This window comes from Klebsiella sp. A52, from assembly GCF_018388785.1.
GTDB classification, from domain to species: Bacteria; Pseudomonadota; Gammaproteobacteria; order Enterobacterales; family Enterobacteriaceae; genus Klebsiella; species Klebsiella aerogenes.
This window is the reverse complement of sequence record NZ_CP074437.1, coordinates 632,711-659,629: the sequence shown is the minus strand read 5'-3', so window position 1 is coordinate 659,629 and position 26,919 is coordinate 632,711. Positions and strand designations below refer to the sequence as shown.

Here is a 26,919-nt window from a genome sequence, read left to right as displayed (position 1 = left end):
TCAGACTCCCCATTTCGGGATCGGATGGTCGCCCATCGAGATGCAGACGTTTTTCATTTCGGCGAACACTTCAAAGCTGTACTCGCCGCCTTCGCGGCCGGTGCCGGAGGCCTTCACGCCGCCGAACGGCTGACGCAGGTCGCGCACGTTCTGGGTGTTGACGAACACCATCCCGGCTTCAATACCGCGCGCCAGACGCAGCACTTTGCTGACGTCCTGGGTCCAGATGTACGACGCCAGGCCGTATTCCACATCGTTGGCCAGGCGCAGCCCTTCCGCTTCGTCTTTGAACGGCAGCAGGCAGGCGACTGGGCCAAAAATCTCTTCCTGGGCGACGCGCATGCGGTTGTCGACATCCGCCAGTACCGTCGGGCGCAGGAAGTTGCCGGCTTTCAGATGCGCCGGCAGATCGGACGGCTTATCCGCGCCGCCGGCCAGCAGGGTGGCCCCCTCTTCGATACCGAGGCGAATGTAGCCGGACACTTTCTCCCAGTGCTGCTTGCTAATCAGCGCGCCGACCTGGGTATTCGGATCGGTCGGATCGCCTACGCGCAGGCGGTTGGCGCGCTCGGCGAAGCGCTTGACGAACTCCGGATAAATACTCTGCTGAATGAAAATGCGTGAACCGGCGGTGCAGCGTTCGCCGTTGATCGAGAAAATGGTGAACAGCGCGGCGTCGAGCGCGCGCTCAATATCGGCGTCTTCAAAAATCAGCACCGGCGATTTTCCGCCGAGCTCCATGGAGTACTTTTTCAGGCCGGCGTTCTTCATAATGTTGCGGCCAGTGGCGGTGCCGCCGGTGAAGGAAACGGCGCGCACATCATGATGGCGTACCAGCGCGTCGCCAGCGGTGGCGCCATAGCCCTGCACCACGTTGAGCACGCCAGCCGGGATCCCGGCTTCCAGCGCCAGTTCGCCCAGACGATCGGCGGTCAGCGGCGACAGCTCGGACATTTTCAGCACCGCGGTATTGCCCAGCGCCAGGCACGGCGCCACCTTCCAGGTTGCGGTCATAAACGGCACGTTCCACGGCGACACCAGCGCGCAGACGCCAACCGGCTGCACGAGGGTGTAGTTAAGCATCTTGTCGTCGACCGGATAGGTCTTGCCGTTCATCTGCTGGCATACTTCGGCGAAAAATTCGAAGTTATGCGACGCCCGCGGGATCAGCACGTTTTTGGTCTGGTGGATAGGCAGGCCGGTATCGGCGGTTTCCATCGCCGCGATCTCCGGGACGTTCTGATCGATCAAATCGCCCAGGCGGCGCATCAGGCGCGCGCGCTCTTTCATCGGCAGGTTAGCCCACTTCGGGAAGGCCTCTTTCGCCGCCGCTACCGCCTGGTTGATTTCGGCTTCGCCGCCGGAGGCGACTTCAGCCAGTACCTCGCCGGTGGCCGGGTTGGTGGTATGAAAATAGTCTGCGCCGGCAACGTTTTTACCGTTGATCCAATGGTTAATCTTTTTCATGACAGTGTCTCCTCATACGCTTGCTGGCTGATGATATGGTTGACCAGGCGGCCCACGCCCTCGACTTCAACGATCACCTCATCGCCCGGCACCACATCGGATAGCCCTTTCGGCGTGCCGGTGGCGATCATGTCGCCCGGTTGCAGGGTCATAAATTCGCTTAAATAAGCGATGAGGAACGGGATGCTGAAGATCAGATCGGCGGTGGTGCCCTGCTGGCGCAGTTCGCCGTTGACCCAGGTACGCAGGGCCAGATTATGCGGATCCGGGATCGCCTCTTTGGCGACGATCCACGGGCCGATCGGCGTCAGGGTGTCGCGGCTTTTCACCCGCAGGTTCGGGCGGTAGTAGTTTTCCAGATAGTCGCGGATCGCGTAGTCGTTGCACACGGTATAGCCAGCGACATAGTCCATGGCCTCGGCTTCGCTGACGCGGCGCGCGGTTTTCCCGATCACCACCACCAGTTCGGCTTCGTAGTGCATGTATTCGACGTTATCTGGGCGTACCGACTGCTGCTGGTGGCCAATAAAAGTGTTCGGCGCTTTGATGAACACCAAAGGCTCGGTTGGCGGTTTAAACTCCAGCTCGCTGGCGTGGTCGGCGTAGTTGAGCCCCAGCGCGAACAGCGTGCCGTCGGCGGGCGGCAGCCAGCGGAATTCGCCTTCTTTCAATACCGTGCCATCGGGCAGGCGCACCTGGTCGCGTTCATCGACCAGCACGTCGCGTACCTGTCCCTGCCATTCAATACGTGCCTGTTTCATGCCAGCTCTCCTTCTGCGACAACCGGGTTTTCGAGCGCCGGGAAACCGTCGGCGAGAATACGTACGCGGTCGCCGGGGCGCAGCGTGACGCGGGAGTGGGGCGTGCCGATAAGGATCGCGTCGCCGGGATTGAGGGTAGCGAACTCGCTTAAGGCGCTCAGCAGCTGCGCGGCGTTACGCTGCAGATCGCCGGTATGCCAGCTATCCGCCTCGCGGCCGTTGATTTCGGTGATGATGGTCAGGTTATCGACGTTGCGCACCGCCGACAGCGCGCCGATGGGGCAGAAGCCATCACGGCATTTGGCCTTGATCGCCGGGCGATAAAAACTCTCTTCCGGCAGGCTAACGTCGTTAGCCAGCGCGTAGCCGGCGATATAGTTCGCCGCCTCTTCCGCCGCCACTTTACGCGCGGTTTTGCCGACAATCAGCGCCACCGTCGCGCCGCTTTGTACGGTCTCGCCCTGCGGATGGGGAATGGCTTCGCCATCGCCAATCACGGTATTACGGGGTTTGATGAACCAGACCGCGGTTTTCGGCGGCGTCTTGTAGGGGGCCTGTTGAAACGCTTCGCGCCAGGCGTCGAGCTGGCTGCGATGATTGAGCGCAACGGCGAAGATGGTACCTTTCATTCACCACTCCTCTGGTACTGATTTCGGATTCGAAGGGATTTCATTAATATGTTAATGATCATCTTTTATTCTTTGCGCGAAGGTTTGGCAAATAGAAGTGAATGTTTTGTGATCGGATTAACACAATATTTACATGTTTTTTATTTATATCTTATATATCAACTATATATATTTATTTTTGATAGCGACTGGTACTTTTCAGGTGCAGAAACCGGTTGTACATGGCAGGATTAGGGCTAATTATTAAATTGTTAATAAGTTTTGGTGAGCGTTGTTGAGGGGATACCATGCATGATTCATTAACCATTGCGCTGCTGCAGGCGCGAGAAGCGGCGATGGGCCATTTCCGGCCGATCGTTAAACGCCACAACCTGACCGAACAGCAGTGGCGTATTGTGCGTATCCTTGCGGAAAACCCATCGATGGATTTTCACGACCTGGCCTGGCGTGCCTGCATTTTGCGCCCCAGCCTGACCGGGATTTTGACGCGCATGGAACGCGACGGTTTAGTGCTGCGCTTAAAACCGGTCAACGATCAGCGCAAGCTCTACCTGTCGTTAACGCCCGCCGGGCTGGCGCTGTATGAGAGCGCCCAGGCGCAGGTGGAAGAGGCCTACCGGCAGATAGAAGCGCAGTTTACGGCGGAAAAGATGCGCCAGCTGACCACGCTGTTGGAGGAGTTTATTGCGCTTGGCGTCCCTGCCGCGCGCGGTGATGAAGAAGAGTAGCGGTTACGGCTCGGCGCTCGGCCGGGCGAGGGCAATAAGCGTTTCCGCGCGGGCGGGGGCCAGCGGTTCTCTTGGCTGCGGCAGCGGCCAGCCGTACAACCAGCGGGCGCTGGCGGCGCAGGTGCGCCCCTGACAGGCGCCCATTCCGCAGCGCAGGTTAAGTTTGGCCTGCGGCCAGCCTCCGGCGGCGTCAACGTCGCCGCAGCGTACATCTTCGCATCGGCACAGCAGGCTTTCCGGCGTCGCGGCGTTTTTCAAGGACTCCCTCAGCCGGAAGGTACGGTTGATTGCTTCGGCGAAGCGCTGCCAGCGGGCGCGACGGGCAAAAATCGCCTGCGCTTGATGGCTGGCCCCGGCGGCGGCAAAACCGGCGATTTCGCCCTCCGCCAGCGCCAGTTCGCTACCGCCGAAACCGGTGCACTCGCCGGCGGCGTAGATATCCTCGATGCTGGTCTGCTGCCAGCGGTTAACCTGTATCGCCTCCTGCGCCGTGGCGCAGCCGAACAGCAGCGCCGTCTCGATATTGGGTATCAGCCCGTAGCCGATAGCCAGCCGATCGCAGGCGATAGTCCACTCGACGCCGCGCTGGCGAAGCGTAACGGCTTCCAGCCGCGTTGTACCGTGAGCGCGGATCGCCTGCGCGCCGCTAAGATAGCCTTTCGGGGCCAGCGTCGCTAACTGGCGCAGCTTCTGCGGCCAGCGCCACAGACCGCTGGCGAAGCGCAGCAGCGCCGGGAGCGGCGCTTGCTCAATGATATTCGTCACTTCGCCTCCGGCCTTGTTCACCGTATCCGCCACCGCCAGCAGTAGCGGACCGCTGCCGGCAATCACCACCTTTTCACCTTTCAGCGACAGCCCCTGTTTGATTTGCGCCTGTAGGCCGCCCGCGCCGGTCACGCCGGGTAAGGTCCAGCCGGGAAAGGGCAGCGACAGCTCGCGCGCGCCGCAGCAGAGGATCAGTTTCTGCCAGTAAACCACGCCGCCGCCGTCGGCGGTTTCAAACAGCACGCTGTGCGAGGAGGGGCGGGCAATCAGCCGCGCGCCGTTCACTACCCGGATGGCGGCAGACGCGGCGATGGCGTCGCGGTAGCGCCGGGCCAGGGCGGGCAGCGTCGCCTGCGGACCCGCGCGCCAGATTTGTCCGCCAGGGGCGGGGTTATCGTCGAGGATGATGACCTGTTTATCGCAGGCGGCGGCGGAGAGCGCGGCCGCCATGCCGGCGGGGCCGGCGCCGAGGATTAAAATGTCACAGCGCAGCGTGTTCATCGCGGCTCCTTTCTATTTGCATACCGGCCCGGCACAGGGTCTGGCAGGCCAGCACCCGTAGGCCATCGACGGCGATCCGGCACTCCTGGCAGACGCCCATGCCGCAAAACGGCGCGCGGAGCTCGCCGTTAACCGCCTGGCGGGTGGTGGGGTCGCCGGTCAACGCCAGCGCCGCCGCCACGCTGATCCCTTCCGGCACCGTCAGAGGCTGGCCATCGACGGTGATGTTGAGAGTGGCCTTCATGCAATCGCCTCCTGTTGACACAAACGAGCCGGGAGCCAGACGTCGGGCGCCAATGGGCAGCGTTCATCGAGGATCTGCGCCGCCAGCAGTTCGGCCGTGGCCGGAGCGGTGGTGACGCCCAGCCCTTCATGGCCCAGCGCTAACCATACGCCACGGCGAGCGGGGTGCGGGCCGATCAGCGGGTTGCCATCCTGCGAGGCGGCGCGCAGACCGCTCCAGCAGCGGATAATATTCAACGTCGCCAGCGACGGCACGAAGTGGCGGGCGCGATCGAGCATCTGCGCCAACAGGGGCAGATCCAACTCGCGCTCGCGGTTATCAAACTGACGCGAAGAGCCAATCAGCAGTTGGCCGGTGGGCCGCGGCTGAAGGTTAAACGCCACCGAGGTGCCGCCGCCGTGGGCGCTGGCGCCGTAGCCCAGTTCAACCAGCTGGTGCTGCACTAGCGGCCGGTAGCGATCGGTTATCGCCAGTTGGCCTTTTTTCGGTCGCAGCCAGTTTTCCGCTAACAGCACATTGGCTTCAAGGCCACAGGCCACCACGATCGCCCGCGCCTGTAGCCGTTGGCCGCTGGCGAGCAGCACCTGCGGCTCTTCAATCGTCTGTACGCTATCGCGCAGGCAGGTAAGATGGTCTCCGGCATCGATAATCAACCAGCGGGCGACGTTCGGCGCGTAGACGATGCCATCGCCCGGCACCCATAGCCCGCCGGCCAGCCCGCCGCGCAGCAGCGGCTCGCGTCCGGCGATCTGCTGCGGAGTCTGGAGTTCGCTGTGCACCTGATGGCCGGCCATCCGCCGCTGTTTTTCGTCGGCGACGGCCCTCTCTTCTTCGCTTTCCGCCAGCCACAGCGTGCCGCAGCCGCGCCAGGCGCAATTGTCGGGCATCCGCGGCGTGATAGCGCGCCAGCGTTCCAGCGACCACGCCGACAAGGCAAGCTCGGCGGGGTCATCATCCATGCACACCAGATGGCCCATACCGGCCGCCGTGGCGCCGGGCTGACCGTTATCGATAAGCGTCACGCTCTGCCCCCGCTTCGCCAACTGCCACGCGCAGGCGGCGCCGATGATCCCGGCGCCGATCACGATGACATCGCTCTGTTTCACTGCGCGATCCCCCAGCAGAAGGGATCGTCAGGGTTGAGGATCAATTGGTTATCGCCGCAGACCCAGGCTTCGCCGCGGATCGTTGGGATGATGCCTTCAGCGGTGCGCTGGTAGCTGGCGGTAAACTGGCTGCCGATGATGCTGGCCTGACGCCATATTTCCCCCTGCTGCAGCTTGCCATCCTGCGCCAGACAGGCCAGCTTGGCGCTGGTGCCGGTACCGCACGGCGAGCGATCCCAGGCCTTTCCCGGGCAGAGTACGAAGCTGCGGCTGTCGGCGGTATCGTCATCGGCGAAGAGTTCGATATGGTCGATAACGCCGCCGTCGTCGCCGCGGATCCCCGCTGCTTCCAGCCCCTCGCGCACTGCCCAGGCGTAGTCGGTGAGCTGTGGAATTTGTTCGGGGGTAATGGCGAACGGGTGGTCGTTAATCAGGAAAAACCAGTTGCCGCCCCAGGCAATATCGCCGATGACGGGACCCAGCGCGGTTTCAACGCGGATCTGTTTTTTCCAGCGACGGGCCGGGACGTTTTGCACCGATACGCTGCCATCGTCGTGCAACGTCGCGCTTACGTCGCCGACCGGCGTTTCAATCAGGTGTACGCCGGGCTTGATACGCCCAAGCCAGGCCAGCGAGGCGATAAGCCCGATAGTGCCGTGGCCGCACATATTCAGAAAACCGGCGTTGTTGAAGAAAATCACCCCAGCGGTAGCCGCCGCCGAGACCGGTTTGCACAGCAGCGCGCCGACCAGTACGTCATTGCCGCGCGGTTCGAGAATGGCCGCCTGACGCCAATGGTCGAAGTCGCGGGCGAAGCGGTCGCGGCGCTCCGCCATGCTGCCGTCGCCGAGGCCGGGGAAGCCGTCAACGATCAGGCGGGTCGGTTCGCCGCCGGTATGTGAATCGATAGCTCTCAGCGTAATAGGGGGGCGTGGCGCGGTCATCAGACTCTCCGGAAGTTAACAACATGTTTCATCATGCTGGCGCAACCTTTCCCGGCCTGCTTGAGCGCTTTCGTCAGAGAAAATGACGAAATCTGCATAGTACTGAGCGCGGTATATTTCTATTTCACATAGTTATTTCTTATTAATCATTTGTTTAATGCTGTGGTAAACCGAAAGTGACCATTGCGCCAGTGGCTAAATCAGGGGAAGGCGTAAAGCGGATCCAGGATCGCAAATCCAGCGCTTGCTGCTTGTGGTGTTAACGGAAAGTGAATAAATATCCCTCGGTCACTTACCATGAGGAGGCCTTATGATCGGTGTTTCTGATGCGGCGCCGCCGCGCGCGGTTAACCAACCTGAGCTGGCCGTCGATGAGCTGAGCCAGATCTGCGAAGGGCTGGCGCGCCAGCGGCCGGAAAATATGCCGGCGCTGCTGAATGCGCTGGCGCTGATTGCGCCCCTGCTCAATGCCATTCCTAATGTGGTCTTTTTTATCAAAGATCGCCAGGCGCGTTATTTGTTGGCGAACCTGACGCTGGCCCGCCGCTGTGGTTTCAAAAGCGTCTCCTCGCTGCTGGGCAAAACCTCCGCCGATGTCTTTCCTTCCGCGCTGGGTCAGGGTTATACCGAGCAGGATCTTCGGGTACTACGGGAAGGCGTGACCCTGCGCGATCAGCTGGAAATGCATCTCTACAATGGCCGCGAGCGCGGCTGGTGCCTGACGCAGAAATTGGCGCTACGCGATATCAGCGGCCAGGTGATCGGCATGGCCGGGATCTCGCACGATCTGCAGGAGGCCCACGCCCGCCATCCGGCATGGCAGCGGCTGGCGATCGTCGACGATCATATCCGCCGCCACTATCACCGGCCGATCGCCATGGAAGAGTTAACCGCCTTAAGCGGGATGTCGATTGCGCAGATCGAACGCTACTGCAAGCGGATCTTTCATCTCACCCCGCGGCAGATGATCCATAAAGTGCGGCTGGAAAAAGCCACCGAACTGCTGGCTGGCGATACGCCGATTACCGATATCGCCCTGCAGTGCGGCTATACCGATCACAGCGCTTTTAGCCGCCAGTTCAAGGCGATGACCGGCTCGACGCCGCGCGATTTTCGCCTCACGCTGCTCGGATAAACGCTGGCTCACACTTTTGCCGACTGTGCTAATTTCGTCATCGTATTGAGGGAAAACCGACAAGCCGCCGGTTCCGCGACACGTCAATCTGTCAGTGAATATTCACCATTCATTCACTTTGACTTAACAAAATGACGACAAGGAACCGAGCATGAGCAAAAAAGCGATTCACTGGAGCGGCGTATTCCCGGCGGTCAGCACGCAGTTTCGTAGCGACTACTCCCTCGATTTAGACGCCACTCACGCGGTGATGAAAAACCTGGTGAAAGATGGCGTTTCCGGGCTGGTGGTGTGCGGAAGCGTAGGTGAAAACACCTCGCTGAGCACCGATGAAAAACTGCAGATTATCGAGGTGGCGAAGGATGCCGCCGGCGGCAAAATTCCGGTCATCGCCGGGGTGGCCGAGTTCACCACCGCCTTTGCCCAGAAAATGGCGAAAGAGGCGGAGCGCGTCGGCGTCGACGGGATCATGGTGATGCCGGCGCTGGTCTACTCCTCAAAACCACATGAAACCGCGGCCCACTTCCGCAGCGTGGCGAGCGCTACCGACCTGCCGATTATGGTCTACAACAACCCGCCGATTTACAAAAACGACGTGACGCCGGACATTCTCGCCACCCTGACCGACTGCGACAACATCGTCTGCTTTAAAGACTCCTCCGGCGATACCCGCCGCTTTATCGACCTGCGTAACACCGTTGGCGACCGCTTCGTGCTGTTTGCCGGGCTGGATGACGTGGTGGTGGAAAGCATCGCCGTCGGCGCGGAAGGCTGGATCTCCGGGATGTCCAACGCCTTCCCGCGCGAAGGGGAAACGTTATTCCGTCTCGCCCGTCAGCAGCGTTACGAAGAGGCGATGGCGCTGTACCGCTGGTTCATGCCGCTGCTGCATCTCGATGCGCGTCCGGATCTGGTGCAGTGCATCAAGCTGTGTGAAGAGTTGCTGGGTCGCGGCAGCGCCATCACTCGTCCGCCGCGTCTGGCGCTGGAAGGCGAAACGCGCCAGCAGGTAGTGGCGATCGTTGAACAGGCGCTGGCGACTCGTCCGACGCTGCCGGATGTCGGCCTCTGAGCACAGGAGTCAATATGAATGCATCTCAGACCACGGCGGGACGGCAGTTTATTGCCGGACGCCGCATTGCCAGCGGTGAGGCGACGCTATTGAGCCTGCGGGCGGTGGACGGCGAAGCCACCGGCCACCGCTTTTATCCGGCTTCACGCGAGGAAGCCGCTCAGGCCGCAGAAGCCGCGCAGCAGGCCTTTGCCGTCTATTCACAAACCACGCCGCAGCAGCGGGCGCGCTTTCTCAACGCCATTGCTGATGAACTGGATGCGCTGGGCGAGGCGTTTTTTGTTATCGCCGGACAGGAGACCGCGCTGCCGCTGGCGCGGCTGCAGGGTGAACGGGCGCGCACCAGCGGCCAGCTGAGAATGTTTGCTGGCGTGATCCAGCGCGGCGATACCTTCGCCGCCCGTATTGATACCGCCTTAGCCGACCGTCAGCCGCTGCCGCGCCCGGACCTGCGCCAGTATCAGCAGGCGTTAGGGCCGGTGGCGGTGTTTGGCGCCAGCAACTTTCCGTTGGCCTTTTCCACCGCCGGCGGCGATACCGCCTCGGCGCTGGCGGCTGGCTGCCCGGTGGTGGTGAAGGCCCATCCGGGCCATATGGCCACCGCCGAGCTGACCGCTGAAGCGATCGTCCGGGCGGTGGTGCGGTGCGGTTTACCCGGCGGCGTATTCAATATGATTTTCGGGACCGATATTGGCGCCGAATTGGTCCGCCATCCGGCGATTCAGGCCGTTGGCTTTACCGGTTCGCTGGCCGGTGGTAAGGCGCTGTATCAGCTGGCGCAGCAGCGCCCGCAGCCAATCCCGCTGTTTGCTGAAATGTCGGCGATTAACCCATTGATTATTCTGCCGCAGGCGCTGCAAACGCGGGCCGAGGCGCTGGCAAACGAGCTGGTGGCGTCATTCACCCTCGGCGGCGGCCAGTTCTGTACCCGTCCGGGGCTGATTCTGGCGCTGCGCGGCGCCGGGCTGGAACGCTTTAAGTCGGCGCTGTGCGCGGCGGTAGCGGGCTCCCCGCCGCAGGTATTGCTCAATGCGCCGACCCTTCAGCACTACCGCCAGGGCGTGGCGGCGCTTGCGGCGCACCCGCGTATCGAGAAGCTGGCGAACGGCATCGCCGCCGGCGCCGGGCAGGCGCAGACCCTGCTATGGCAGGCTCAGGTCGAGGATCTGCTGGCGCAGGATACGCTGCTGCAGACCGAAGTTTTCGGCCCGCTATCGCTACTGGTGGAAGTGGACGACGTGGCCCAGCTGCAGGCGGTGGTGAAAGCGCTGCAGGGGCAGCTCACCGCGACGCTGCATGCCGAGGCGGATGATGGCCCGCTGGCGGCGAGCCTGCTACCGCTGCTTTGCGAAAAGGCCGGACGGGTACTGTTTAACGGTTATCCCACCGGCGTGGAAGTGTGCGATGCGATGGTCCACGGCGGCCCGTGGCCGGCGACCACCGACGCGCGCGGGACTTCGGTTGGCAGCCGGGCGATTGAACGCTTTCTGCGCCCGGTCTGTCTGCAGAACGCGCCCGCCGCCCTGTTACCGCCGGCGCTGCAGGATGCGAACCCTTTGAACCTGCTGCGCCTGGTCAACGGCCAGTGGACCCGGGAAGCGATTTCCTCCTCTCATTGACGCAAGGGCATCACCATGACCATTCACTCTACGCATAACAGTCAAACCCGCGTTGCAGAGTCGGGTAAGTTTAAAAAACAGCTGACCCTAACGGATCTCACGTTTATCGGCCTGGGCGCGATTTTCGGCTCCGGATGGTTATTCGCCGCCAGCCACGTGGCCTCCATCGCCGGTCCGGCCGGGATCGCGTCGTGGGTGATCGGCGGTTTTGCAGTATTGCTGTTGGGGATTGTCTACTGCGAACTGGGGGCGGCGCTGCCGCGCGCCGGCGGCATTATTCGCTACCCGGTCTTTTCCCACGGCGAGCTGATGGGCTATCTGCTGGGGTTCATCACCCTGATCGCTTTCTCCAGCCTGATCTCGATTGAAATCGTCGCCGCCCGGCAATATGCCGCGGCCTGGTTTCCGGCGTTGACCCAGCCGGGTTCCAGTTCGCCGACGCTGCTGGGGTGGGTGGTGCAGTTCCTGCTGCTCTGTTTCTTCTTTGCGCTGAACTACTACAGCGTCAAGACCTTCGCCCGATCGAACAACTTCATCAGCGTGCTCAAGTTTCTGGTGCCGCTGCTGGTGGTGGTGACGCTATTCGCCTTCTTTAAACCGGAGAACCTGCACGCTCAGGGTATTGCGCCATTCGGCATGTCCGGGGTGGAAGCGGCGATCAGTGCGGGGGGAATTATCTTCGCTTATCTGGGATTGACGCCGATTATCTCGGTAGCCAGCGAAGTGCAAAAGCCGCAGCGCACTATCCCTATCGCGTTGATTTTATCAGTGGTGCTGTCGACGATTATCTACGTGCTGCTGCAGCTGGCGTTTCTTGGCAGTATCCCCACCGAGATGCTAAGCGGCGGTTGGGCCGAGGTGAGCAAACAGTTCTCGCTGCCGTATCGCGATATCGCTATTACCCTCGGCATGGGCTGGCTGGCCTTTATGGTGATAAGCGATGCGATCATCTCCCCGAGCGGCACCGGCAATATCTATATGAACGCGACGCCGCGGGTGATCTACGGCTGGGCGAAGGCGGGTACCTTCTTTAAAGCCTTTACCCATATTGATAAAGAGTCAGGTATTCCGCGCCCGGCGCTATGGCTGACTTTTGGACTGTCGATTTTCTGGACGCTGCCGTTCCCATCCTGGGAACAGCTGATTAGTGTGGTGTCGGCTGCCCTGGTGCTGAGCTACGCCATCGCCCCGGTAACCGCCGCCGGGCTGCGCCGCAACGCGCCGGATCTGCCGCGGCCGTTCCGCGTGCGCGCCTTCGGCATCATCGGCCCGGTATCGTTTATGATCTCGGCGCTGATTGTCTACTGGTCCGGCTGGAATACGCTCTCGTGGCTGTTGGGGCTGCAAATCGTGATGTTTGTCGTCTATGTGATGTGCAAAGGTAAGGTGCCGGAACATACCGTGAGCCTGGCGCAGCAGGTGAAATCGTCGCTGTGGCTGATCGTTTTTTATGCGTTGATTATCCTCTTTTCCTGGCTGGGCAGCTTCGGCGGGCTTAATGTCATAGGTCACCCCTGGGATACGGTGCTGGTGGCGGCGATGTCGTTGGGGATTTACTACTGGGGCGCGCGCAGCTGCCTGCCGCAGGCTAACTTTAGCGGAGACGAAGAAGAGTAAAGGAGAACAGTATGGAGTCGGTAACTCTATCGTTACCTGAAGCTTATGACCTGGCGCTGGAGGTACTCAGCGCCAATGGATTTAGCGCCGACCACGCGGCGGCCATTGCACGTAATGTGGCCGCCGGGGAGCGCGACGGCTGCGCTTCCCACGGCCTGTGGCGGCTGTTGGGCATTGTCGATACCTTGCGTAAAGGCAAGGTATCGCCTGATGCCGAGCCGCAAATCCACGATCAGGCGCCGGCGATTGCGCGGGCGGACGCCGGCGGCGCTTTTTCGCTGCTGGCCTACGAGCGCGCGCTGCCGTTACTGCTGGAGAAGGCGCGGCACAGCGGCATTGCGGCGTTGGCGATTAACCGCTGCGTCCATTTTTCCGCGCTGTTTGCCGATATTGAGCCGTTGACCGAGGCAGGGCTGGTGGGGCTGTCCTGCACGCCAAGTCACGCCTGGGTCGCCCCGGCGGGCGGCACGCGTCCGCTGTTCGGCACCAACCCTATCGCCTTTGGCTGGCCGCGGCGGGATAAGCCGCCGTTTATTGTTGATATGGCGACCAGCGCCGCGGCGCGCGGCGAGATACAGCTGCATCAGCGCGCCGGCAAAGCGCTACCTGAAGGGTGGGGAATCGACAGTCAGGGACAGCCAACGACCGATGCCGCAGAGGTGCTGAACGGCGCGATGTTAACCTTTGGCGGCCATAAGGGCTCGGCGCTGGCGGCAATGGTTGAGCTGCTGGCCGGGCCGCTTATTGGCGATATGACCAGCGCCGAATCGCTGGCGTGGGATAACGGCGCGGGCGGTCTCCCCTACGGCGGCGAGCTTATCCTGGCGCTGGATCCGCAGCGCTTTCTCGGCGCGCAGGCACCAGAGCAGCTGGCGCGCGCCGAAACGTTGTTCAATGCGATGCAGGATCAGGGGGCGCGGCTGCCGGGCGAGCGGCGTTTCGCCTGCCGCCAGCAGAGTGAGCGGCAGGGGGTCGTCATCAGCCGTTCATTGCATGATGAGATTTGCGCCTTGCGCCAGGGCGGGTAAGGCGCAGCCGCCATCCGGTACATTCCCCGGCTTGCGCTACGCTTAGCCGGGCTACCGAACGTCGCGGGTTGTGTAGCCCGGGTAAGGCGCGAAGCGCCGCCACCCGGGATATCTGTCAAAACAGCGTGTCGAGCTCGTCCAGCACGTTGTAGTCGTCATCGACCAGCAGCAACGTCTTCCACTTATCAAAGGTCAGACACGGGTGCGAGGTGCCGAACAGCAGAATATCGCCGACCTGCACATCGCTGCCCGGCGCCAGGCGCAGCATGCAGTGCTGATCCATGATGCCGATACTGACGATCGACTCCGCGCGCAGCGCTAACTGCTGGCCGTTACGATAATGGGCGATCGGCTGCGGCAGCCCGGCGTCGAAAGCGCAGTCGCGCTTGCCGAAATTCACCACTGCGCGATCCGCCTCTGGCACCGATTGCACCATCGCCATCAGCTCCAGCGCTGAAGTGAGATCGCCGGCGAGATCGCAGGCAATCGGATCGCGTGCGATCAGCTCTTGTTGTGCGAGATCGTAGATCCCGCGATCGTGGGTGATATAACAGCCAGGGCGGATGACGATACGGCAGCGGCGCGGTTTTGCCGCCGCCAGCCAGATGTTGCACACCACGTCATACCAGACGGTGCCCGCGCCGGTGAGAATAAATTCGCCGTCAACCAGCGGCTCCATGCGGCAGGCAAGCGCCGCGGCCTGTTGTAATAACGCTTCTACCTGCGGCTGCGGATCGTCGCCGTGCAACACTCCTTCATACAATTCCAGTCCGCGTAGCCGTAACCCCGGCAGGTCGCTTACCCGCTGCGCCAGCGCCAGCGCGTCATCGACGCTACGACAGCCGCAGCGCCCGCCCGGCACGCCAAGTTCAATCAGCACATCCAGCGTTTGTCCCTGGGCGGTGAAGAAAGCGGAGAGGGTGCGCACGTTGGCCTCGCTATCGACGCAGCAGATAAAATCTACTGCCCGATAGTGGGCTTTTAGCTGCGCGACCACCTGCATATTGGCCTTGCCGACCAGCTGATTGACCATCAGGACGCGTTGGATGCCGCTGGCCATCGCCGCGCTGGCCTGCCAGGCGCTACCCACGCCGATCCCCCACGCTCCCGCTCGCTGCTGCGCCTGAAATATCCATGGCGTCATTGTCGTTTTACCATGCGGCGCCAGCGACACGCCGCGGGCGTCGGCATAGCGCTGCATCCATGAAATATTGTTTTCCAGCGCCGACTTTTTTAACAGCGCGGCGGGCAGACAGACCTCTTCCGCCAGCAGATTAGCCGGCGCGGACATGAGGGCGGATTTGTGCGGGATGAGCGGTGCTGAATGGTATTTCATAACACTATCCTTTCAGGGTTTATAATCGGTTAGTCGCTGGGTATCATTTATAACTATTTGATAAATATATTTTTAATATAAAAATGTTATTTTTTTTGAATAAAAGTATCACAAAATGATCTGGGTTTTGCGTAGTTTTCCACTGTTTTTTGCGCTTGTAAATGGTTAACTTATCGGCATGTCGAAAGGGAGTAATTGCTATGAAAGTTGACTGGCTTTTCAAAAACGTCACGGTGATCGACGGGAGCGGCGGGCCGCAATACCGTGCCGATGTGGCGGTGAAGGGCGACCGAATAATCGCTATCGCCCCGGCGCTGGACGTCGCGGCGGAGCAGGAAATTGATGGCCAGGGGCGGGTACTGGCGCCGGGCTTTATTGATGTGCATACCCATGATGATATCAACGTTATCCGCATGCCTGAGTACTTGCCGAAGCTCAGCCAGGGGGTGACGACGGTGATCGTCGGCAACTGCGGGATTAGCGCGGCGACCGCCACTATGCGCGGCGAAGTGCCGGACCCGATGAATCTCCTCGGCGAGCAGCAGCACTTTATCTATCCCACCGTGGAGGCTTATGCCCATGCGGTTGAAGCGGCGCGGCCGTCGCTGAATGTTGGCACGTTAATCGGTCACACCGCGCTGCGCAATAACCATATGGACGATCTGTTTCGTCCGGCGAACGAGACGGAAATCGCCGGCATGCGCGTACAGCTACGCGATGCGCTGCGCCAGGGGGCATTAGGGCTCAGTACCGGGCTGGCCTACGCCAGCGCCTTCCAGTCGACCACCGAAGAGGTGATGGCGTTGGCGGAAGAGTTAGCCGCCGGGAAGGGCGTCTATACCACCCATTTACGTTCAGAGTTCGAGCCGATTCTTGAGGCGCTGGACGAAGCCTTCCGTATCGGCCGTCACGGCAACGTGCCGGTGGTGGTTTCGCACCACAAGTGCGCCGGGGCGAAAAACTGGGGGCGTACCAAAGAGACGCTGACGTTTTTCGATGAGATGCGCCAGCAGCAGGATATCGCCTGCGACTGTTATCCCTACTCCGCCAGCTCGTCGACGCTGGATATGAAACAGGTGACCGATGAGTTTGATATCGTGATCACTTGGTCCGAAGCGCAGCCGGAGCAGGCGGGGAAAACGCTGCAGCAGATCGCCGATGAGTGGCAGGTGAGCCTGCACGAGGCCGCGGCGCGGCTGATGCCGGCGGGCGCTATCTACTACAACATGGATGAACAGGACGTACGGCGGGTGATGCGCTATCCGGTCACCATGATTGGCTCTGACGGGCTGCCGAACGATCCGATGCCGCATCCGCGCCTGTGGGGCGCCTTCCCGCGGGTACTTGGTCACTATAGCCGCGACGAGCAGCTATTCCCGCTGACTACCGCGGTACACAAGATGACCGGGCTGTCGGCGGCGCGCTTCCAGCTGGCGGATCGCGGGCTGGTGAAAATTGGCTACTTCGCCGACCTGGTGCTGTTTGACCCGCAGACGGTGCGCGATGTCGCCAGTTTCTCCGACCCGAAACGCCCGGCGGACGGCATTGAGGCGGTGATGGTCAACGGCGTGATGAGCTACGGCAGTGATAAGAAAATTACCGGGCGGGCAGGGCGTTTCCTGCGCCGTCGGATGGACTAAGGAGTTGAGTATGAGTATCAAACGTTATGGCGTAGAAGGCGGTACCGGAACCGGCGGTCAGCATCTGCCGTTCGCCCGCGCGGTGGAAGCGGGCGGCTGGCTATATGTCTCCGGGCAGACGCCGATGAAAAATGGCGAAGTCGTGGAAGGCGGCATCGTCGAACAATCGCGGCTGGCGATCCAGAACTGCGTCGACATCATGAGCGAAGCAGGTTACGGCCTGGCGGACGTGGTGCACGTGAAAGTGATCCTCACCGACGCGCGCTATTTTCAGTCGTTCAATAAGGTTTTTCGCGAGTTCTTTGGCGATAATCCGCCAGCGCGCATTTGCTGCGTGGCGGACCTGGTGGTGGATTGCAAAGTTGAAGTGGATGTGACCTGTTTTAACGCTGCGCGACAATAACGCTCGAAACCTAAAAATAAATCCCTCCCTTTGCGGGAGGGAGCATCAAAAAAGTGTGATATCGGCACCAGAGTGAATAAATAAATCGGTGCCACTGGGTTCGCTATGCCTTTTTTCAGGCATGGTTCCTGTTAACTCATAATATTCAGCGGCACGAATATTATTTATTACGTCTGGATGTGAGCCATGAATAATATGTCATTTATGATTTGGTTTTCCGTTTATGCCTGCGCGATGATTACCTTAGGCTGGTACGTTTCGCGCAAACAGAAAACCGGCGAAGACTTTTTACTTGGCGGCCGTTCGCTGCCGATGATCCTCACTCTCGGTTCGACGGTCGGCACCATGGTGGGGACCGGCTCCAGCGTCGGCGCCGTCGGCTTTGGCTACAGCAACGGCTGGGCCGGGATGCTTTACGGCCTCGGCGGCGCGGTGGGGATTCTGCTGGTGGCATGGTTATTCGCTCCGGTACGTAAACTTCGCTTCATGACCATGAGTGAAGAAATGTCGTATTACACTGGCGGCAGTAAAATAATTAAAAACCTCGTCGCGATACTTATTTTTATTGCCTCTATCGGCTGGCTGGGAGCGCATATATTAGGTGGCGGATTATATCTGGCGTGGGCCAGCGGCATTGATATTAATGTCGCGAAAATTATTATCGCGCTGGCTTTTGTGGTTTACGTCGGTATTGGCGGCTATTCCGCGGTGGTGTGGATCGATACTATTCAATCGATCGTGCTGTTCGTCGGCTTTATTTTAATGGCGGTACTCGCAGTCCATCACGTTGGCGGCTGGAGCCATATTCAGCAGGCCGTCGATCCGGCGGCGCAAAGCCTGTTCGCGGTCGATAAATTAGGCGTACTGCCGGCGCTATCGCTGGCGATGGTGATCGGTGTCGGCGTGCTGGCGACCCCTTCTTATCGCCAGCGTATTTACTCGGCGAAGACCGTCTCCTCGGTACGTCAGTCCTTCACGATTACCGGCCTGCTGTATCTGGGCTTCTCCTTCCTGCCGGCGATCATCGGTATGGCGGTATGGACCATGAACCCGCAGTTGGAGAACAGCGGCTTCGCCTTCTTGTTTGCCACCCAAGTGCTGCCGCCGGTGCTGGCGATGGCGATCCTGATTGCCGGCATGTCGGCCAATATGTCTTCCGGCAGCTCTGATGCCATCGCCGCGGTGTCCATTATGCTGCGCGACCTCTACACCCTGGTGACCGGCCATATGCCCGCGCCGGAGAAAGCGATTCGCCTGTCGCGGATCTTCCTGGTTCTGGTGATTGCGCTGGCGCTGCTGTTTGCCCTGACCTCCAACGACATCATCAGCTATATCACCAAAATGATCTCGATGATTATGTCCGGGATGTTTATCTGCACCATGCTTGGCCGTTTCTGGACACGCTTTAACTGGCAGGGCGCGGTCGCTGCGCTGGCCGGCGGCGCCGGGGCATCGGTTGCGGTGCTGGTGGATAGCGACTGGCTGGCGTTCTGGGGCAACCCGTGTATTCCGGCGGTACTGACGAGCCTGGTGGCTTCGGTTGTGGTGACGTTACTGACCCCGGCCAGCAGCCTGAGCCGCGAGCAGGCGCTGGAAATGATTACCCACGAACGTGAAAGCCGCCCAACGCCGCCGCCGCTGCCGATTGGCAAACGTCATACCTCACGCGGGTAAGGGGCCATCATGAACGAGTATATTGCCGTCGATTGGGGCTCTACGCAGCTGCGGGCATGGCGGATGCGCGATGGCGAATGCATCGACAAGCTGAAGCTGCCTTACGGCATCACGCGCCTGAACGGGCAGCGCGCCGAAGCGGTTTTTCAGCAGCAGCTGGCGCCGTGGCGCGGCGACCCCGCGCTGCCGGTAGTGATGGCGGGCATGATCGGTAGCGATGCCGGTTGGCAACCGGTGCCTTATCTGGCCTGCCCGCTGGCGCTGGAGGCGCTCAACGGTCAGTTACATGAGGTGGCGGAAAAAGTGTGGATCGTGCCGGGGCTGAAAGTAGCGCAGGCCGCAGAGTACGACGTGATGCGCGGCGAGGAGACCCAGCTGCTGGGGGCCTGGCAACGGATGCCCGCGGAGTGTTACGTGATGCCCGGCACCCACTGCAAATGGGTGCAGGTGCAGAACGGCGTGGTGCGCCAGTTCGCCACCGCGATGACCGGCGAACTGCATCACCTGCTGCTTAACCATTCGCTGCTCGGCCAGCAACTGCCGGCACAACAACCTGATGACGCCGCTTTCGCTCTCGGTATGGAAAAAGGGCTAAATCAGCCGGCGATACTGGACGGGTTATTCAGCGCCCGCGCCGCGCGGGTGTTAGGGGCGCTGGCGGCGACTTCGGTGAGCGATTATCTCTCCGGGCTGTTGATTGGCGCGGAGGTGGCGACCTTCAGCGAACGCTATCGCGCCAGCCGCGTGGTACTGGTTGGTGAGCGCTCGCTCAGCGCACGTTATCAGCAGGCGATGGTGGCACGCGGATTGGCCGTTTCTTGTTGTTCCGGCGAGGCGGCGTTTCTTTCGGGTATGGCGAGGATGATAGATGGACAAGGTTAAACTGGTGGCGATTTTACGCGGTATTCAACCCGATGAGGCGGCGGAGCATATCGCCGCGCTAATCGATGCGGGTTTTCGCTATATTGAAATTCCGCTTAATTCGCCGGACTGGCAGCAGAGTATTCCAGCGATGGTGCGCCAGTTTAGCGAGCGGGCGGTGATTGGTGCAGGGACGGTGCTGAAGGTTGAACAGGTTGATTTTCTGGCTGAAGCCGGGGCGAAGCTTATCGTGACGCCCAATACGGCCCCGGCGGTGATCCGCCGCGCGGTAGATAAGGGGATGCTGGTGTGCGCCGGCTGCGCGACGGCCTCCGAGGCGTTTAGCGCGCTGGATGCCGGGGCGCAATGGCTGAAAATCTTTCCGTCATCGGCATTCGGCCCGGACTATATCCGCGCGCTGAAAGCGGTGTTGCCGCCGGAGGTGCCGGTGCTGGCGGTAGGCGGCGTGACGCCGGAAAATCTGCACAGCTGGCGTCAGGCGGGCTGCGCGGGGGCGGGATTAGGCAGCGATCTCTACCGCGCCGGGCAGCCGTTGGCGCGTACCCGCCAGCAGGCGCAACGCTTTATCGCCGCCTGCGGCGATTAATCGCCGAGCGGCAGTCGGTCGACGCCGTCACGGTGGTCGTCGAGCGCCAGCTTAATGCGGCGCAGACGGTCTTTCGCCTGCGGTTTATTGGCCATCGCCAGCTCGGTGGCCAACACATCTACCATCGCCAGCATCGCATAGCGTGAAGCGCTGGGCTTAAAGATATAGTCGTTTTCGCTCACCAGTAGCGGCAGCACGATATCGGCCTGCGCCGCCAGCGGCGTTTCCGGCGGGGTAATGGCGACAATTTTCGCCCCGTATTGCCGGGCGATGGCGGCGCTTTCGATCATCTCTTTGGTATAGCCGCCGAGCGACAGCACAATCACCACATCTTTCGCCGTCACCGCTGAACTCATCATGCGCACCAGCAGGCCATCGCTCTGGCTGACTACCGGCAACCCGAGGCGGAACAGGCGATACTGGATCTCCTGCGCGCAGATGGTCGAACCGCCGCCCATACCCAGCGCAAGCACCTGACGGGCGTCGCTAATCCATTCCACCGCGCGTTTCAGCGCCGCAAGATCCAGCGCCCGGCGGTTGGTTTCCAGCACGCTGATGATCGACTCATAAATTCCCTGTACGCCTTCCAGATCCGGCACATCGAGAATAAAGCGCTGACCAATGGCCAGCGACTGGGCGAGCTTCATTTTCAGTTCGCGCACGTCTTTACAGCCCAGCGCACGCGCAAAGCGCGTCACCGATGCCTGGCTGGTGTCGGTCAGGCGCGCCAGTTCGGCAATCGGCATTTCCGCCGCGGCGGCGACGTCGTCGAGAATAAACTGCGCAATGCGCTTTTCGGTCGCGGTCAGCGCCATAAAGCGGTCGGTGATGCAGGAGATGATATCGATCGAGTAGGCCATTCCGGGTATCAGGTTATGTATTGGGAATGGTACTTTGTACCATATACCGGTGACAAAATCAGCGCGGCGCCTCTCGCGGCGTTAAAAATCAAGGCGCATCGCGCAGCGGGTTTCCGCCGTCAGGCCGTGCTCTGCTTCCAGCGCGCGTTTCGCCGCCAGCCCTTCGGGTAGGTGCAGTTCATTGAGGATGGTGAAGCCCAGCCGGATATAAAAGGGCGCGTTCCACGGCACCTCGCGAAAGGTGGTGAGCGTCACCGCCGGGAAGCCGTCGTGGCGGGCGGTGTCGATAGTTTGGCTAAGCAAGGCGCGGCCAATGCCCTGGCCCTGCCACTGCTGATGGACGGAGATTTCTACAATAAATAGCGCATCGTCCAGCGGCTCGCTCAGCAGGAAACCGACGGGCCTGTCGTCAGCGAGCGCCAGCAGACTGTGGCCGGTTTCCAGGTATTGCCGGTGCTGTTCAACGCTCATCACCGGGCTTTCCGCCAGCCAGGCGAAAGCGGGAATGCGCGCAAAGGACTGTGCCGCCGAACGTTCCAGCGCGGGCAGCTGCGGCAGATCGCGTTCTTCGGTCAGGCGAAAAGTGATGGTGGGGTTTATAGTGTTAGTTTTCATTGCCTCAGCATAGCAGCCTCAGGGAGAAATGCATGGAGTTCACCGCCGTTCCTGCCGTCCAGTTTAGCGGCGCGCAGTTGACTACGATTTTGAATGACTGCTTTGCCGATTATCTGGTGCCGGTGTCGATGTCGGTAGATCTGTTTGTACAACGCTTTAGCGCCGAAGGGTTAAACCTGTTGCAGTCTAAAGTGTGGTTGGCAGGAGATGAACCGGCCGCTATCGGGCTCATCGCCCGCCGCGGGCGCGATGCGCGGCTGGCGGCTTTTGCTATTCATCCCGGCTTTCGCGGCAAAGGACGAGGGCGACAATTGATGACTTCGCTTATCGCCGATTTACGCGCTCAGGGCGTACAGCGAATGTGGCTGGAAGTGATCCGCGATAATCATCGGGCGGTGGCGCTGTATCAGTCATTGGGTTTTACCGTGCGTCACGGGCTGTGCGGCTATCTCAGCGCGGCGCAAGCGGACCCGCGTGAGTCCACCCTGGAGGATTACGATTTGCTGAGCCTGCTGCGTCATGCAAGCGTAGAGCTGGAAGGACAACTGCCGTGGCTGCTGGATCCGCTGACCTTTATTACCTTGCCCTGTCGGGCGTTGACGCTGCAGCAGCAGGCCTTCGCCGTGCTGGCAACCACCGCCAGCAAGCCGCAGCTACAGTTTTTATGGCTGACGCCGGCGGCGCGCGGACGCGGGCTGGGGCGAGAAATGCTGCTCGCGCTGGCTCAACAGTTTCCTGGACTAAGCACTTCGGTGACCATCCCGGAAACCTTCACGCCGCTGTTTAAATCGGCGGGCTATGCGCCGCTGGCGCTGCAGCAGTACGAGATGTGCCTGCCGTTGAACTAGCCCGGCGGCGGAGCCGGGCTACGGGTATTAGCCTTCGCGGCTGACGATTTTAATATCCACCATGCCAATGCCTAACTGGCGCGGCGCGTGACCGACAATGTTGCCTTCGTTGGTGGACTGCGGTTCCGGCGGAGTGATAGTTAAGGTGTTGCTGCGCGCCGGATTGTCGAAATGCAGCGTTGTGGTGGTCACTTCATTGGCTAAAGTAAGTACTTGCTCACTTTTCCCGACGCGTACCGGTATCGGTTGGTTGGCGTTCGGGCCGAAGGCTTTGGCGGTGATCACCAGGTCGAATTTTTCCGGCAGTGGTTCTTTATATTCAATCTTCACCTCGTCTCCGAGCTGGGCGTTGGACCAGCGTCCCCATAGCTCAGGTCGCGAGATGCCGCTGAACTGTTTGACCTCTTCCGGCGCGCCGGCGACGTTAAACACGAAACTGTCGGCTTTGTAGCGAATATCGTTATCGACAATTTTCAACGTATCGACGTTGCCTTTATAGCGCTCCATATCGATGACGGTATCTTTGAAGGCGGTTTTGCCCTGCCACTGCGGCTTATCGACATGCTGTACTTTTTGTTCGCCGCCCAGTTGACCCTGAGAGACGCACCAGTCGGTGGACAGCGCCAGTTCCGGCCGCCACAGTTGGCCCATCTTGTAGCAGCGGTCGACCCATACGAAGTTGTCGCGCGGGGCGAAGTCCGCCAGCTGAAAGCGCAGCGGCGCCGAGTATTCGCTTTCCGGAATCGGTTCGACGCGCTGATCCGAGACCCGCAGCAGCAGCGGCAGACGGAAGTGGCTACCGGAGAATGCGATCATGTTCTTCTGCGAGTCGATACTGAAGCTCTTAATCTCCTTCGGGAAATTCCACAGACGAATGACATCCGGCTTCCAGGCCAGCACTTTCTCTTTCATATTCATGAAAATGGTTGAAAGCGATTCGGCGGAAAGGCTGCTGCGGCCGAGGCCGATATAGTTATCGCCGCCGAGAATATCCAGCACCGTTGCGCCGTTATCCATGGTATTACGCTTCACGGCCAGCACATCCTGTTGAGGCTGGTCGCCGCGCAGGATAAAGAACAGATTGCTGCGATCCTGTTTGTTCAGATAATCCCAGGCGCTGTTTTTCATCGCCAGATGATCGGACGAGACCACGATGACCGTATTTTTGAAGTACGGCGAGGCCTTAATCTTTTCAATCAGCGCGGCGATGTGCTCCTGGCTACAGGCCACGGCGCTGAAGGAGAGGTTCTTTTTGCCATCCATGTCATAGCGTTTGCGCTCGCAGGTGCGCGAGATAAAGCCGTCAGGGTGGTGGGTATCGACGGTGAGGGCGAACAGCGAGAAGCGTTTGCCGGATTGGGAGAGCTCTTCGAACTTTTTCCACGTTTCGTCGAGCACGGTGTCATCGTAGAAGCCCCAGTCGTTGCGGTAGGACGGGTCGGCCACCGTTGTTTTCAGCTCTTCCGCGCCGAACAAGTGATCGAAACCGTGAGATTTGAGGAAAACGTCTTTACCGGCAAAACGCAGGTTGGCGCCCTGCACAAAGTAGTTTTCGTAACCGGAGTTTTTCAGGATATCGCCAAGGCAGATATTTTGCGGGAAGAAGCTGGATACCGCCGCGGAAGCGTTGCCTTCGAACGGCGCGAACAGCGGAATACCGCACTGGGAAGCGACCATACCGGCGATGGTGTAATCGGTGCCGGGAAGCTGCGCGGTGTTGCTGAAATCCAGCCCTTCGCTTTTGATTTTACCCAGTTCCGGCGTCAGCTCCGGGAAAGCCTCGTTATTGAAGTAGGTGCGTTCCAGGCTCTCGCCGTAGATATAGACCAGATTCAGATGCGGATTGTTGATGCTTTTCGACGGCTCTTTGTAGTAAGTCGTGAAGTCCGGATCGCCGTCGCGGGACTGCGATTTCACGAGTTCGGTGATTTGGCGGAACGCCGGGCTGGCGTCGACGGAGGCCAGCGCCAGTACCAGCGCAATCAGGCTGTAGCCAAAGTGATGCGGATGATGGCGGCGACGGCGTAATATCCAGCCGAGAGCGCCAAATACGGCGACCAGCGCCAGCACCAGACCGATACCTGGCAGAATATATTTACTGACGCCCGCGCCGGTCAGGCTATTGGTCAGGGTATAAAGTACCGCGTCGTTAATACCGTCGCCGGTGAAGTAGTCGCTGGCGTAGAGGGTGATATTGAGCACAACAAACAGCCCCAGCACCGCAAGAGTGGCAGAAAACCACCAGGTATTGCGACCGGCTTTCCAGGCATAGATCACCACCGAGGCGAGAAACAAGGCGATGGATAACAACTCTGACACAGCTAACCCTCATGTGCGCCAGCGGCGGGCTGGCCGGATAGATCGATTTTCACGCTACACTGTAATGGCAGCGTCTTTCTGCTGCAATTGTAGTGTCATGAAAGTGTGCTGTGATTCAGAATTGGTTTAGAAAGCCTCTTTTTTGTACGATGTCTCATCCTGTCATAGCGCGGAAAACAGGAGCAGAAAAGTAAAAATAGCGATTGCGGCCGCGCTGGCAACGCTAAAGCGCCAAACGCGGCATCGGCGGGGAAATTTAAGACAGGAAGTTAACGCCCTGTTTCAGCACCAGGTCACAGGCCTTGGTCTTCACTTTTTCAGCCAGCGGGCTGCTGCCGAGGGTGTTGAGATTCAACTGCTGGCCGTTATTGCTGCTCAGCAATCCCTGTAGCCCTTCCAGATAACCGGTATCTTGTTTCTGTTTCTCCGGCGTGCTCAGGCCAAGCTTATCCAGTACCTGGTTTTTCACGTTGTCGGCGTTGGTGACCGAGGTCAGTTTTTTTTGTGCGCAGTAAGAGAGAACGCCGGCGGCATTGTTCATGCTGCTGGAGGTGAGCGCCTGGTTGCCGCCATTGAGCAGGCTGGTTAAGGACGACATAGACATACCGCCGCCGCTCTGTTGGGAACTGCTGCTGAGCTGGCTGGCGGCGCTATTGAGTGAGTCCTGCCAGGAGGCGGCGTAGGTGGGGGCCGCCATCAACGCGCCGGCTGCGATAGCGGCGCAAAAAGCTGTCTGCAAAGATTTCATAAACGTACTCTTCGTCGTTACTTAAGAATCTCTTCAGTATAACGCCGCTTGAGCTCGGAAATCTCTCAATACTCTTTACCGGTAACGCGATCGCGGTAGCTATCCCAGGTGAAGTTCACCCACAGGCTATTGCCGAGGCGCATGCGATCCATGACGCGTTCGCCGAGCAGTTTGTTCATTTCGTCCATCGTACTGTTGGTCAGCATGCCGGTTGGGCGTTTCGAGGAGGAGCGACGATCGACAATCTGGTTGATTATCACTTTCTCGTAGCGCGATTCCGTTTGCATACCGATTTCGTCGATAACCAGCAGATCGACCCGGCTCAGGTCGCTTAGCAGTTGCTCTTCGCTGGTTTCCCGATTACCGAAGGTATCTTTCATTGCCGACATAATATCGGCGACGGTGATGATTAATACTGATTTACCGCGCAGCAGCAGCTCGTTGCAGATAGCGGCGGCAAGATGATTTTTACCGGTGCCCGGCTTGCCGGAGAAGATGAAGCTCGCGATGTTGCCGTCAAACTCTTCAACGTACTGACGAGCGCGGGACAAGGCGATCATCTGTCCGTCGTTTTCGACGCGGTAATTATCGAATGAACAATTTTGATGTAAGGGGCGGATCCCGGAGCGGTTAAAGGTGCGCTGCATTTTCATCGCCCGGTTTTCCCGCTCCAGCGCCTCCGAACGCAGCTTGCCTTGTTCTTTTTGCCAGGCCAACAGCTCTTCGCCGGTTTTAAACGCCGGTTGCACGTGGGCTGGCATCATTTTTTGCAGGCGCTTCATAAGATCGCCAACGTTTTTCATGCTCATCCTCGGAAACCTCGCGGGATCTGGTTATCGGGTTCGCTAATGGCGTTTACGTCGCGCTTCGGCTGCCCGCCGTTGCTGGCACGGCCAATTTGCACGCTACGCGCCAGCTTTTGCTGCCACTGCACGTGGTGGAAAACTTTGCCTTCCGCCTGCCAGTAGGCGACGAAGGCGGCCAGTTCTTCCGGGGTGACCGGCTGCGTCAGGGCGATGCCCCATAACGCCGCCAGACGTTGAAAATCGGCATCCGGCTGCCAGCCGGCATACATGGCGAATTTACCCATCGGCACGGCGACGGGCGCGGCGTTCGGCTCGTCAAAGAACTGCGCATCCAGCGCGATATCGCTGGTGGGGCGCGCCAGTTTCGCTTCCAGCTCCAGCAGCTGCGCCAGGCGCTCCGGCGTCAGCGCGTAAAACGCCGGGGCGTTATTGGCAAACACGGCGACGGCGCCGCTGGCTGATTTTTGCAGCCTGGCCGCGTGGTTCTCGACGAAATCGTCAAGACCGCAAAAGTCGGTGGTTAAAATTCGTGAAGACATAACGCTATCTCAACTCTGAACAGCAAAGAGTGGGGGAATTGCTGACA

At 60.1% G+C, this 26,919-nt stretch carries 27 protein-coding genes; 12 read left to right on the top strand and 15 right to left on the bottom strand.

Annotated elements, in window-relative coordinates:
- From hpaE to KGA69_RS03025, 3 genes are read right to left on the bottom strand one after another with little or no spacing between them, the layout of a single operon-like run.
- A complete protein-coding gene (gene hpaE / locus KGA69_RS03035) occupies positions 1–1,467 on the bottom strand; it encodes a 5-carboxymethyl-2-hydroxymuconate semialdehyde dehydrogenase (protein WP_008807572.1) in 1,467 nt (488 codons plus the stop codon).
- Complete coding sequence (locus tag KGA69_RS03030; protein ID WP_009485356.1) at positions 1,464–2,228, bottom strand: fumarylacetoacetate hydrolase family protein; 765 nt, start codon at positions 2,226–2,228, stop codon at positions 1,464–1,466. Before KGA69_RS03030 ends, hpaE begins: the two co-directional genes overlap by 4 nt.
- Positions 2,225–2,857, bottom strand: a complete 633-nt coding sequence (locus tag KGA69_RS03025) for a fumarylacetoacetate hydrolase family protein (protein WP_025713114.1) — start codon at positions 2,855–2,857, stop codon at positions 2,225–2,227. The genes KGA69_RS03030 and KGA69_RS03025 overlap by 4 nt, the downstream gene beginning before the upstream one ends.
- 287 nt (positions 2,858–3,144) lie before the next feature.
- Between KGA69_RS03025 and hpaR the strand changes: the two genes are divergently transcribed.
- Positions 3,145–3,585, top strand: coding sequence for a homoprotocatechuate degradation operon regulator HpaR (gene hpaR, locus KGA69_RS03020; protein WP_045395485.1), 441 nt, complete (start codon positions 3,145–3,147; stop codon positions 3,583–3,585).
- A gap of 3 nt (positions 3,586–3,588) precedes the next feature.
- Here the strand turns inward: hpaR and KGA69_RS03015 are convergent, their stop codons facing one another.
- The 4 genes from KGA69_RS03015 to KGA69_RS03000 are packed head-to-tail and all read right to left on the bottom strand — an operon-like array spanning position 3,589 to position 7,145.
- A complete protein-coding gene (locus KGA69_RS03015) occupies positions 3,589–4,851 on the bottom strand; it encodes an NAD(P)/FAD-dependent oxidoreductase (protein WP_045395486.1) in 1,263 nt (420 codons plus the stop codon).
- The gene (locus KGA69_RS03010) at positions 4,832–5,095 is read right to left on the bottom strand and encodes a (2Fe-2S)-binding protein (protein WP_045395487.1); all 264 of its coding nucleotides are present in this window, start codon (positions 5,093–5,095) and stop codon (positions 4,832–4,834) included. The genes KGA69_RS03015 and KGA69_RS03010 overlap by 20 nt, the downstream gene beginning before the upstream one ends.
- Entirely contained in the window at positions 5,092–6,201 is a 1,110-nt protein-coding gene (locus KGA69_RS03005) for an NAD(P)/FAD-dependent oxidoreductase (protein ID WP_213292790.1), read from the bottom strand. Before KGA69_RS03005 ends, KGA69_RS03010 begins: the two co-directional genes overlap by 4 nt.
- Positions 6,198–7,145 carry a 4-hydroxyproline epimerase gene (locus KGA69_RS03000; protein ID WP_213292789.1) on the bottom strand — a complete coding sequence of 316 codons (948 nt, stop codon included), beginning with the start codon at positions 7,143–7,145 and terminating at the stop codon, positions 6,198–6,200. The genes KGA69_RS03005 and KGA69_RS03000 overlap by 4 nt, the downstream gene beginning before the upstream one ends.
- A gap of 310 nt (positions 7,146–7,455) precedes the next feature.
- Here KGA69_RS03000 and KGA69_RS02995 point away from each other — a divergent pair, with 310 nt between their 5' ends.
- The 5 genes from KGA69_RS02995 to KGA69_RS02975 all read left to right on the top strand — a co-directional run bounded on the left by KGA69_RS02995 (position 7,456) and on the right by KGA69_RS02975 (position 13,616).
- Complete coding sequence (locus KGA69_RS02995) at positions 7,456–8,280, top strand: AraC family transcriptional regulator (protein ID WP_023288209.1); 825 nt, start codon at positions 7,456–7,458, stop codon at positions 8,278–8,280.
- Positions 8,281–8,431: 151 nt separating this feature from the next.
- Positions 8,432–9,352: a dihydrodipicolinate synthase family protein gene (locus KGA69_RS02990; RefSeq protein WP_008807565.1), complete on the top strand. Its 921-nt coding sequence runs from the start codon at positions 8,432–8,434 to the stop codon at positions 9,350–9,352.
- Between the two features lie 14 nt (positions 9,353–9,366).
- Complete coding sequence (locus tag KGA69_RS02985) at positions 9,367–10,971, top strand: aldehyde dehydrogenase (NADP(+)) (protein ID WP_213292788.1); 1,605 nt, start codon at positions 9,367–9,369, stop codon at positions 10,969–10,971.
- Positions 10,972–10,986: 15 nt separating this feature from the next.
- Positions 10,987–12,588 carry an APC family permease gene (locus KGA69_RS02980; protein ID WP_045395494.1) on the top strand — a complete coding sequence of 534 codons (1,602 nt, stop codon included), beginning with the start codon at positions 10,987–10,989 and terminating at the stop codon, positions 12,586–12,588.
- Positions 12,589–12,599: 11 nt separating this feature from the next.
- Positions 12,600–13,616: an Ldh family oxidoreductase gene (locus KGA69_RS02975; RefSeq protein WP_045395495.1), complete on the top strand. Its 1,017-nt coding sequence runs from the start codon at positions 12,600–12,602 to the stop codon at positions 13,614–13,616.
- Positions 13,617–13,731: 115 nt separating this feature from the next.
- On the opposite strand, the gene KGA69_RS02970 is transcribed toward KGA69_RS02975, so the two are convergent.
- Positions 13,732–14,952 (bottom strand): amino acid deaminase, encoded by a 1,221-nt coding sequence (locus KGA69_RS02970; protein ID WP_063447357.1) that lies wholly within the window; start codon positions 14,950–14,952, stop codon positions 13,732–13,734.
- Between the two features lie 43 nt (positions 14,953–14,995).
- Complete coding sequence (locus KGA69_RS02965) at positions 14,996–15,175, bottom strand: hypothetical protein (RefSeq protein WP_075052444.1); 180 nt, start codon at positions 15,173–15,175, stop codon at positions 14,996–14,998.
- Between KGA69_RS02965 and KGA69_RS02960 the strand changes: the two genes are divergently transcribed.
- The 5 genes from KGA69_RS02960 (at position 15,153) to KGA69_RS02940 (ending at position 20,137) form a co-directional block, all read left to right on the top strand.
- On the top strand, positions 15,153–16,592 hold the full coding sequence (locus KGA69_RS02960) for an N-acyl-D-amino-acid deacylase family protein (RefSeq protein ID WP_045395497.1): 1,440 nt from the start codon (positions 15,153–15,155) through the stop codon (positions 16,590–16,592). The genes KGA69_RS02965 and KGA69_RS02960 overlap by 23 nt on opposite strands.
- 10 nt (positions 16,593–16,602) lie before the next feature.
- Complete coding sequence (locus tag KGA69_RS02955) at positions 16,603–16,995, top strand: RidA family protein (RefSeq protein WP_015368415.1); 393 nt, start codon at positions 16,603–16,605, stop codon at positions 16,993–16,995.
- A gap of 186 nt (positions 16,996–17,181) precedes the next feature.
- A complete protein-coding gene (locus tag KGA69_RS02950) occupies positions 17,182–18,669 on the top strand; it encodes a sodium:solute symporter family protein (protein ID WP_045395499.1) in 1,488 nt (495 codons plus the stop codon).
- A gap of 9 nt (positions 18,670–18,678) precedes the next feature.
- Entirely contained in the window at positions 18,679–19,551 is an 873-nt protein-coding gene (locus KGA69_RS02945) for a 2-dehydro-3-deoxygalactonokinase (protein ID WP_049059819.1), read from the top strand.
- Positions 19,538–20,137: a 2-dehydro-3-deoxy-6-phosphogalactonate aldolase gene (locus KGA69_RS02940; RefSeq protein WP_049059818.1), complete on the top strand. Its 600-nt coding sequence runs from the start codon at positions 19,538–19,540 to the stop codon at positions 20,135–20,137. Before KGA69_RS02945 ends, KGA69_RS02940 begins: the two co-directional genes overlap by 14 nt.
- Here KGA69_RS02940 and KGA69_RS02935 read toward each other — a convergent pair.
- Both KGA69_RS02935 and KGA69_RS02930 read right to left on the bottom strand, forming a co-directional pair.
- Positions 20,134–20,997 carry a MurR/RpiR family transcriptional regulator gene (locus tag KGA69_RS02935; protein ID WP_015368411.1) on the bottom strand — a complete coding sequence of 288 codons (864 nt, stop codon included), beginning with the start codon at positions 20,995–20,997 and terminating at the stop codon, positions 20,134–20,136. The two genes, KGA69_RS02940 and KGA69_RS02935, sit on opposite strands and share 4 nt — an antisense overlap.
- Before the next feature lie 81 nt (positions 20,998–21,078).
- Positions 21,079–21,612: a GNAT family N-acetyltransferase gene (locus tag KGA69_RS02930; protein ID WP_063447354.1), complete on the bottom strand. Its 534-nt coding sequence runs from the start codon at positions 21,610–21,612 to the stop codon at positions 21,079–21,081.
- A gap of 32 nt (positions 21,613–21,644) precedes the next feature.
- Between KGA69_RS02930 and KGA69_RS02925 the strand changes: the two genes are divergently transcribed.
- Positions 21,645–22,460: a GNAT family N-acetyltransferase gene (locus KGA69_RS02925; RefSeq protein WP_213292787.1), complete on the top strand. Its 816-nt coding sequence runs from the start codon at positions 21,645–21,647 to the stop codon at positions 22,458–22,460.
- 27 nt (positions 22,461–22,487) lie between these two features.
- On the opposite strand, the gene opgB is transcribed toward KGA69_RS02925, so the two are convergent.
- The 4 genes from opgB to dnaT form a co-directional block, all read right to left on the bottom strand.
- Entirely contained in the window at positions 22,488–24,779 is a 2,292-nt protein-coding gene (gene opgB / locus KGA69_RS02920) for a phosphatidylglycerol--membrane-oligosaccharide glycerophosphotransferase (RefSeq protein WP_213292786.1), read from the bottom strand.
- A 256-nt stretch (positions 24,780–25,035) separates the two neighbouring features.
- The gene (locus tag KGA69_RS02915) at positions 25,036–25,527 is read right to left on the bottom strand and encodes a YjjA family protein (RefSeq protein ID WP_015368407.1); all 492 of its coding nucleotides are present in this window, start codon (positions 25,525–25,527) and stop codon (positions 25,036–25,038) included.
- Between the two features lie 65 nt (positions 25,528–25,592).
- Positions 25,593–26,330: a DNA replication protein DnaC gene (dnaC, locus tag KGA69_RS02910; RefSeq protein ID WP_026612409.1), complete on the bottom strand. Its 738-nt coding sequence runs from the start codon at positions 26,328–26,330 to the stop codon at positions 25,593–25,595.
- Between the two features lie 2 nt (positions 26,331–26,332).
- Entirely contained in the window at positions 26,333–26,872 is a 540-nt protein-coding gene (dnaT, locus tag KGA69_RS02905; protein ID WP_063447352.1) for a primosomal protein DnaT, read from the bottom strand.
- Positions 26,873–26,919 lie beyond the last annotated feature (47 nt).

Coding starts and splice junctions, on each gene's coding strand:
- hpaE (WP_008807572.1), bottom strand. CDS start 1,467: ATGAAAAAGATTAACCATTGGATCAACGGTAAAAACGTTGCCGGCGCA.
- KGA69_RS03030 (WP_009485356.1), bottom strand. CDS start 2,228: ATGAAACAGGCACGTATTGAATGGCAGGGACAGGTACGCGACGTGCTG.
- KGA69_RS03025 (WP_025713114.1), bottom strand. CDS start 2,857: ATGAAAGGTACCATCTTCGCCGTTGCGCTCAATCATCGCAGCCAGCTC.
- hpaR (WP_045395485.1), top strand. CDS start 3,145: ATGCATGATTCATTAACCATTGCGCTGCTGCAGGCGCGAGAAGCGGCG.
- KGA69_RS03015 (WP_045395486.1), bottom strand. CDS start 4,851: ATGAACACGCTGCGCTGTGACATTTTAATCCTCGGCGCCGGCCCCGCC.
- KGA69_RS03010 (WP_045395487.1), bottom strand. CDS start 5,095: ATGAAGGCCACTCTCAACATCACCGTCGATGGCCAGCCTCTGACGGTG.
- KGA69_RS03000 (WP_213292789.1), bottom strand. CDS start 7,145: ATGACCGCGCCACGCCCCCCTATTACGCTGAGAGCTATCGATTCACAT.
- KGA69_RS02995 (WP_023288209.1), top strand. CDS start 7,456: ATGATCGGTGTTTCTGATGCGGCGCCGCCGCGCGCGGTTAACCAACCT.
- KGA69_RS02990 (WP_008807565.1), top strand. CDS start 8,432: ATGAGCAAAAAAGCGATTCACTGGAGCGGCGTATTCCCGGCGGTCAGC.
- KGA69_RS02985 (WP_213292788.1), top strand. CDS start 9,367: ATGAATGCATCTCAGACCACGGCGGGACGGCAGTTTATTGCCGGACGC.
- KGA69_RS02980 (WP_045395494.1), top strand. CDS start 10,987: ATGACCATTCACTCTACGCATAACAGTCAAACCCGCGTTGCAGAGTCG.
- KGA69_RS02975 (WP_045395495.1), top strand. CDS start 12,600: ATGGAGTCGGTAACTCTATCGTTACCTGAAGCTTATGACCTGGCGCTG.
- KGA69_RS02970 (WP_063447357.1), bottom strand. CDS start 14,952: ATGAAATACCATTCAGCACCGCTCATCCCGCACAAATCCGCCCTCATG.
- KGA69_RS02960 (WP_045395497.1), top strand. CDS start 15,153: ATGAAAGTTGACTGGCTTTTCAAAAACGTCACGGTGATCGACGGGAGC.
- KGA69_RS02955 (WP_015368415.1), top strand. CDS start 16,603: ATGAGTATCAAACGTTATGGCGTAGAAGGCGGTACCGGAACCGGCGGT.
- KGA69_RS02950 (WP_045395499.1), top strand. CDS start 17,182: ATGAATAATATGTCATTTATGATTTGGTTTTCCGTTTATGCCTGCGCG.
- KGA69_RS02945 (WP_049059819.1), top strand. CDS start 18,679: ATGAACGAGTATATTGCCGTCGATTGGGGCTCTACGCAGCTGCGGGCA.
- KGA69_RS02940 (WP_049059818.1), top strand. CDS start 19,538: ATGGACAAGGTTAAACTGGTGGCGATTTTACGCGGTATTCAACCCGAT.
- KGA69_RS02935 (WP_015368411.1), bottom strand. CDS start 20,997: ATGGCCTACTCGATCGATATCATCTCCTGCATCACCGACCGCTTTATG.
- KGA69_RS02930 (WP_063447354.1), bottom strand. CDS start 21,612: ATGAAAACTAACACTATAAACCCCACCATCACTTTTCGCCTGACCGAA.
- KGA69_RS02925 (WP_213292787.1), top strand. CDS start 21,645: ATGGAGTTCACCGCCGTTCCTGCCGTCCAGTTTAGCGGCGCGCAGTTG.
- KGA69_RS02915 (WP_015368407.1), bottom strand. CDS start 25,527: ATGAAATCTTTGCAGACAGCTTTTTGCGCCGCTATCGCAGCCGGCGCG.
- dnaC (WP_026612409.1), bottom strand. CDS start 26,330: ATGAAAAACGTTGGCGATCTTATGAAGCGCCTGCAAAAAATGATGCCA.
- dnaT (WP_063447352.1), bottom strand. CDS start 26,872: ATGTCTTCACGAATTTTAACCACCGACTTTTGCGGTCTTGACGATTTC.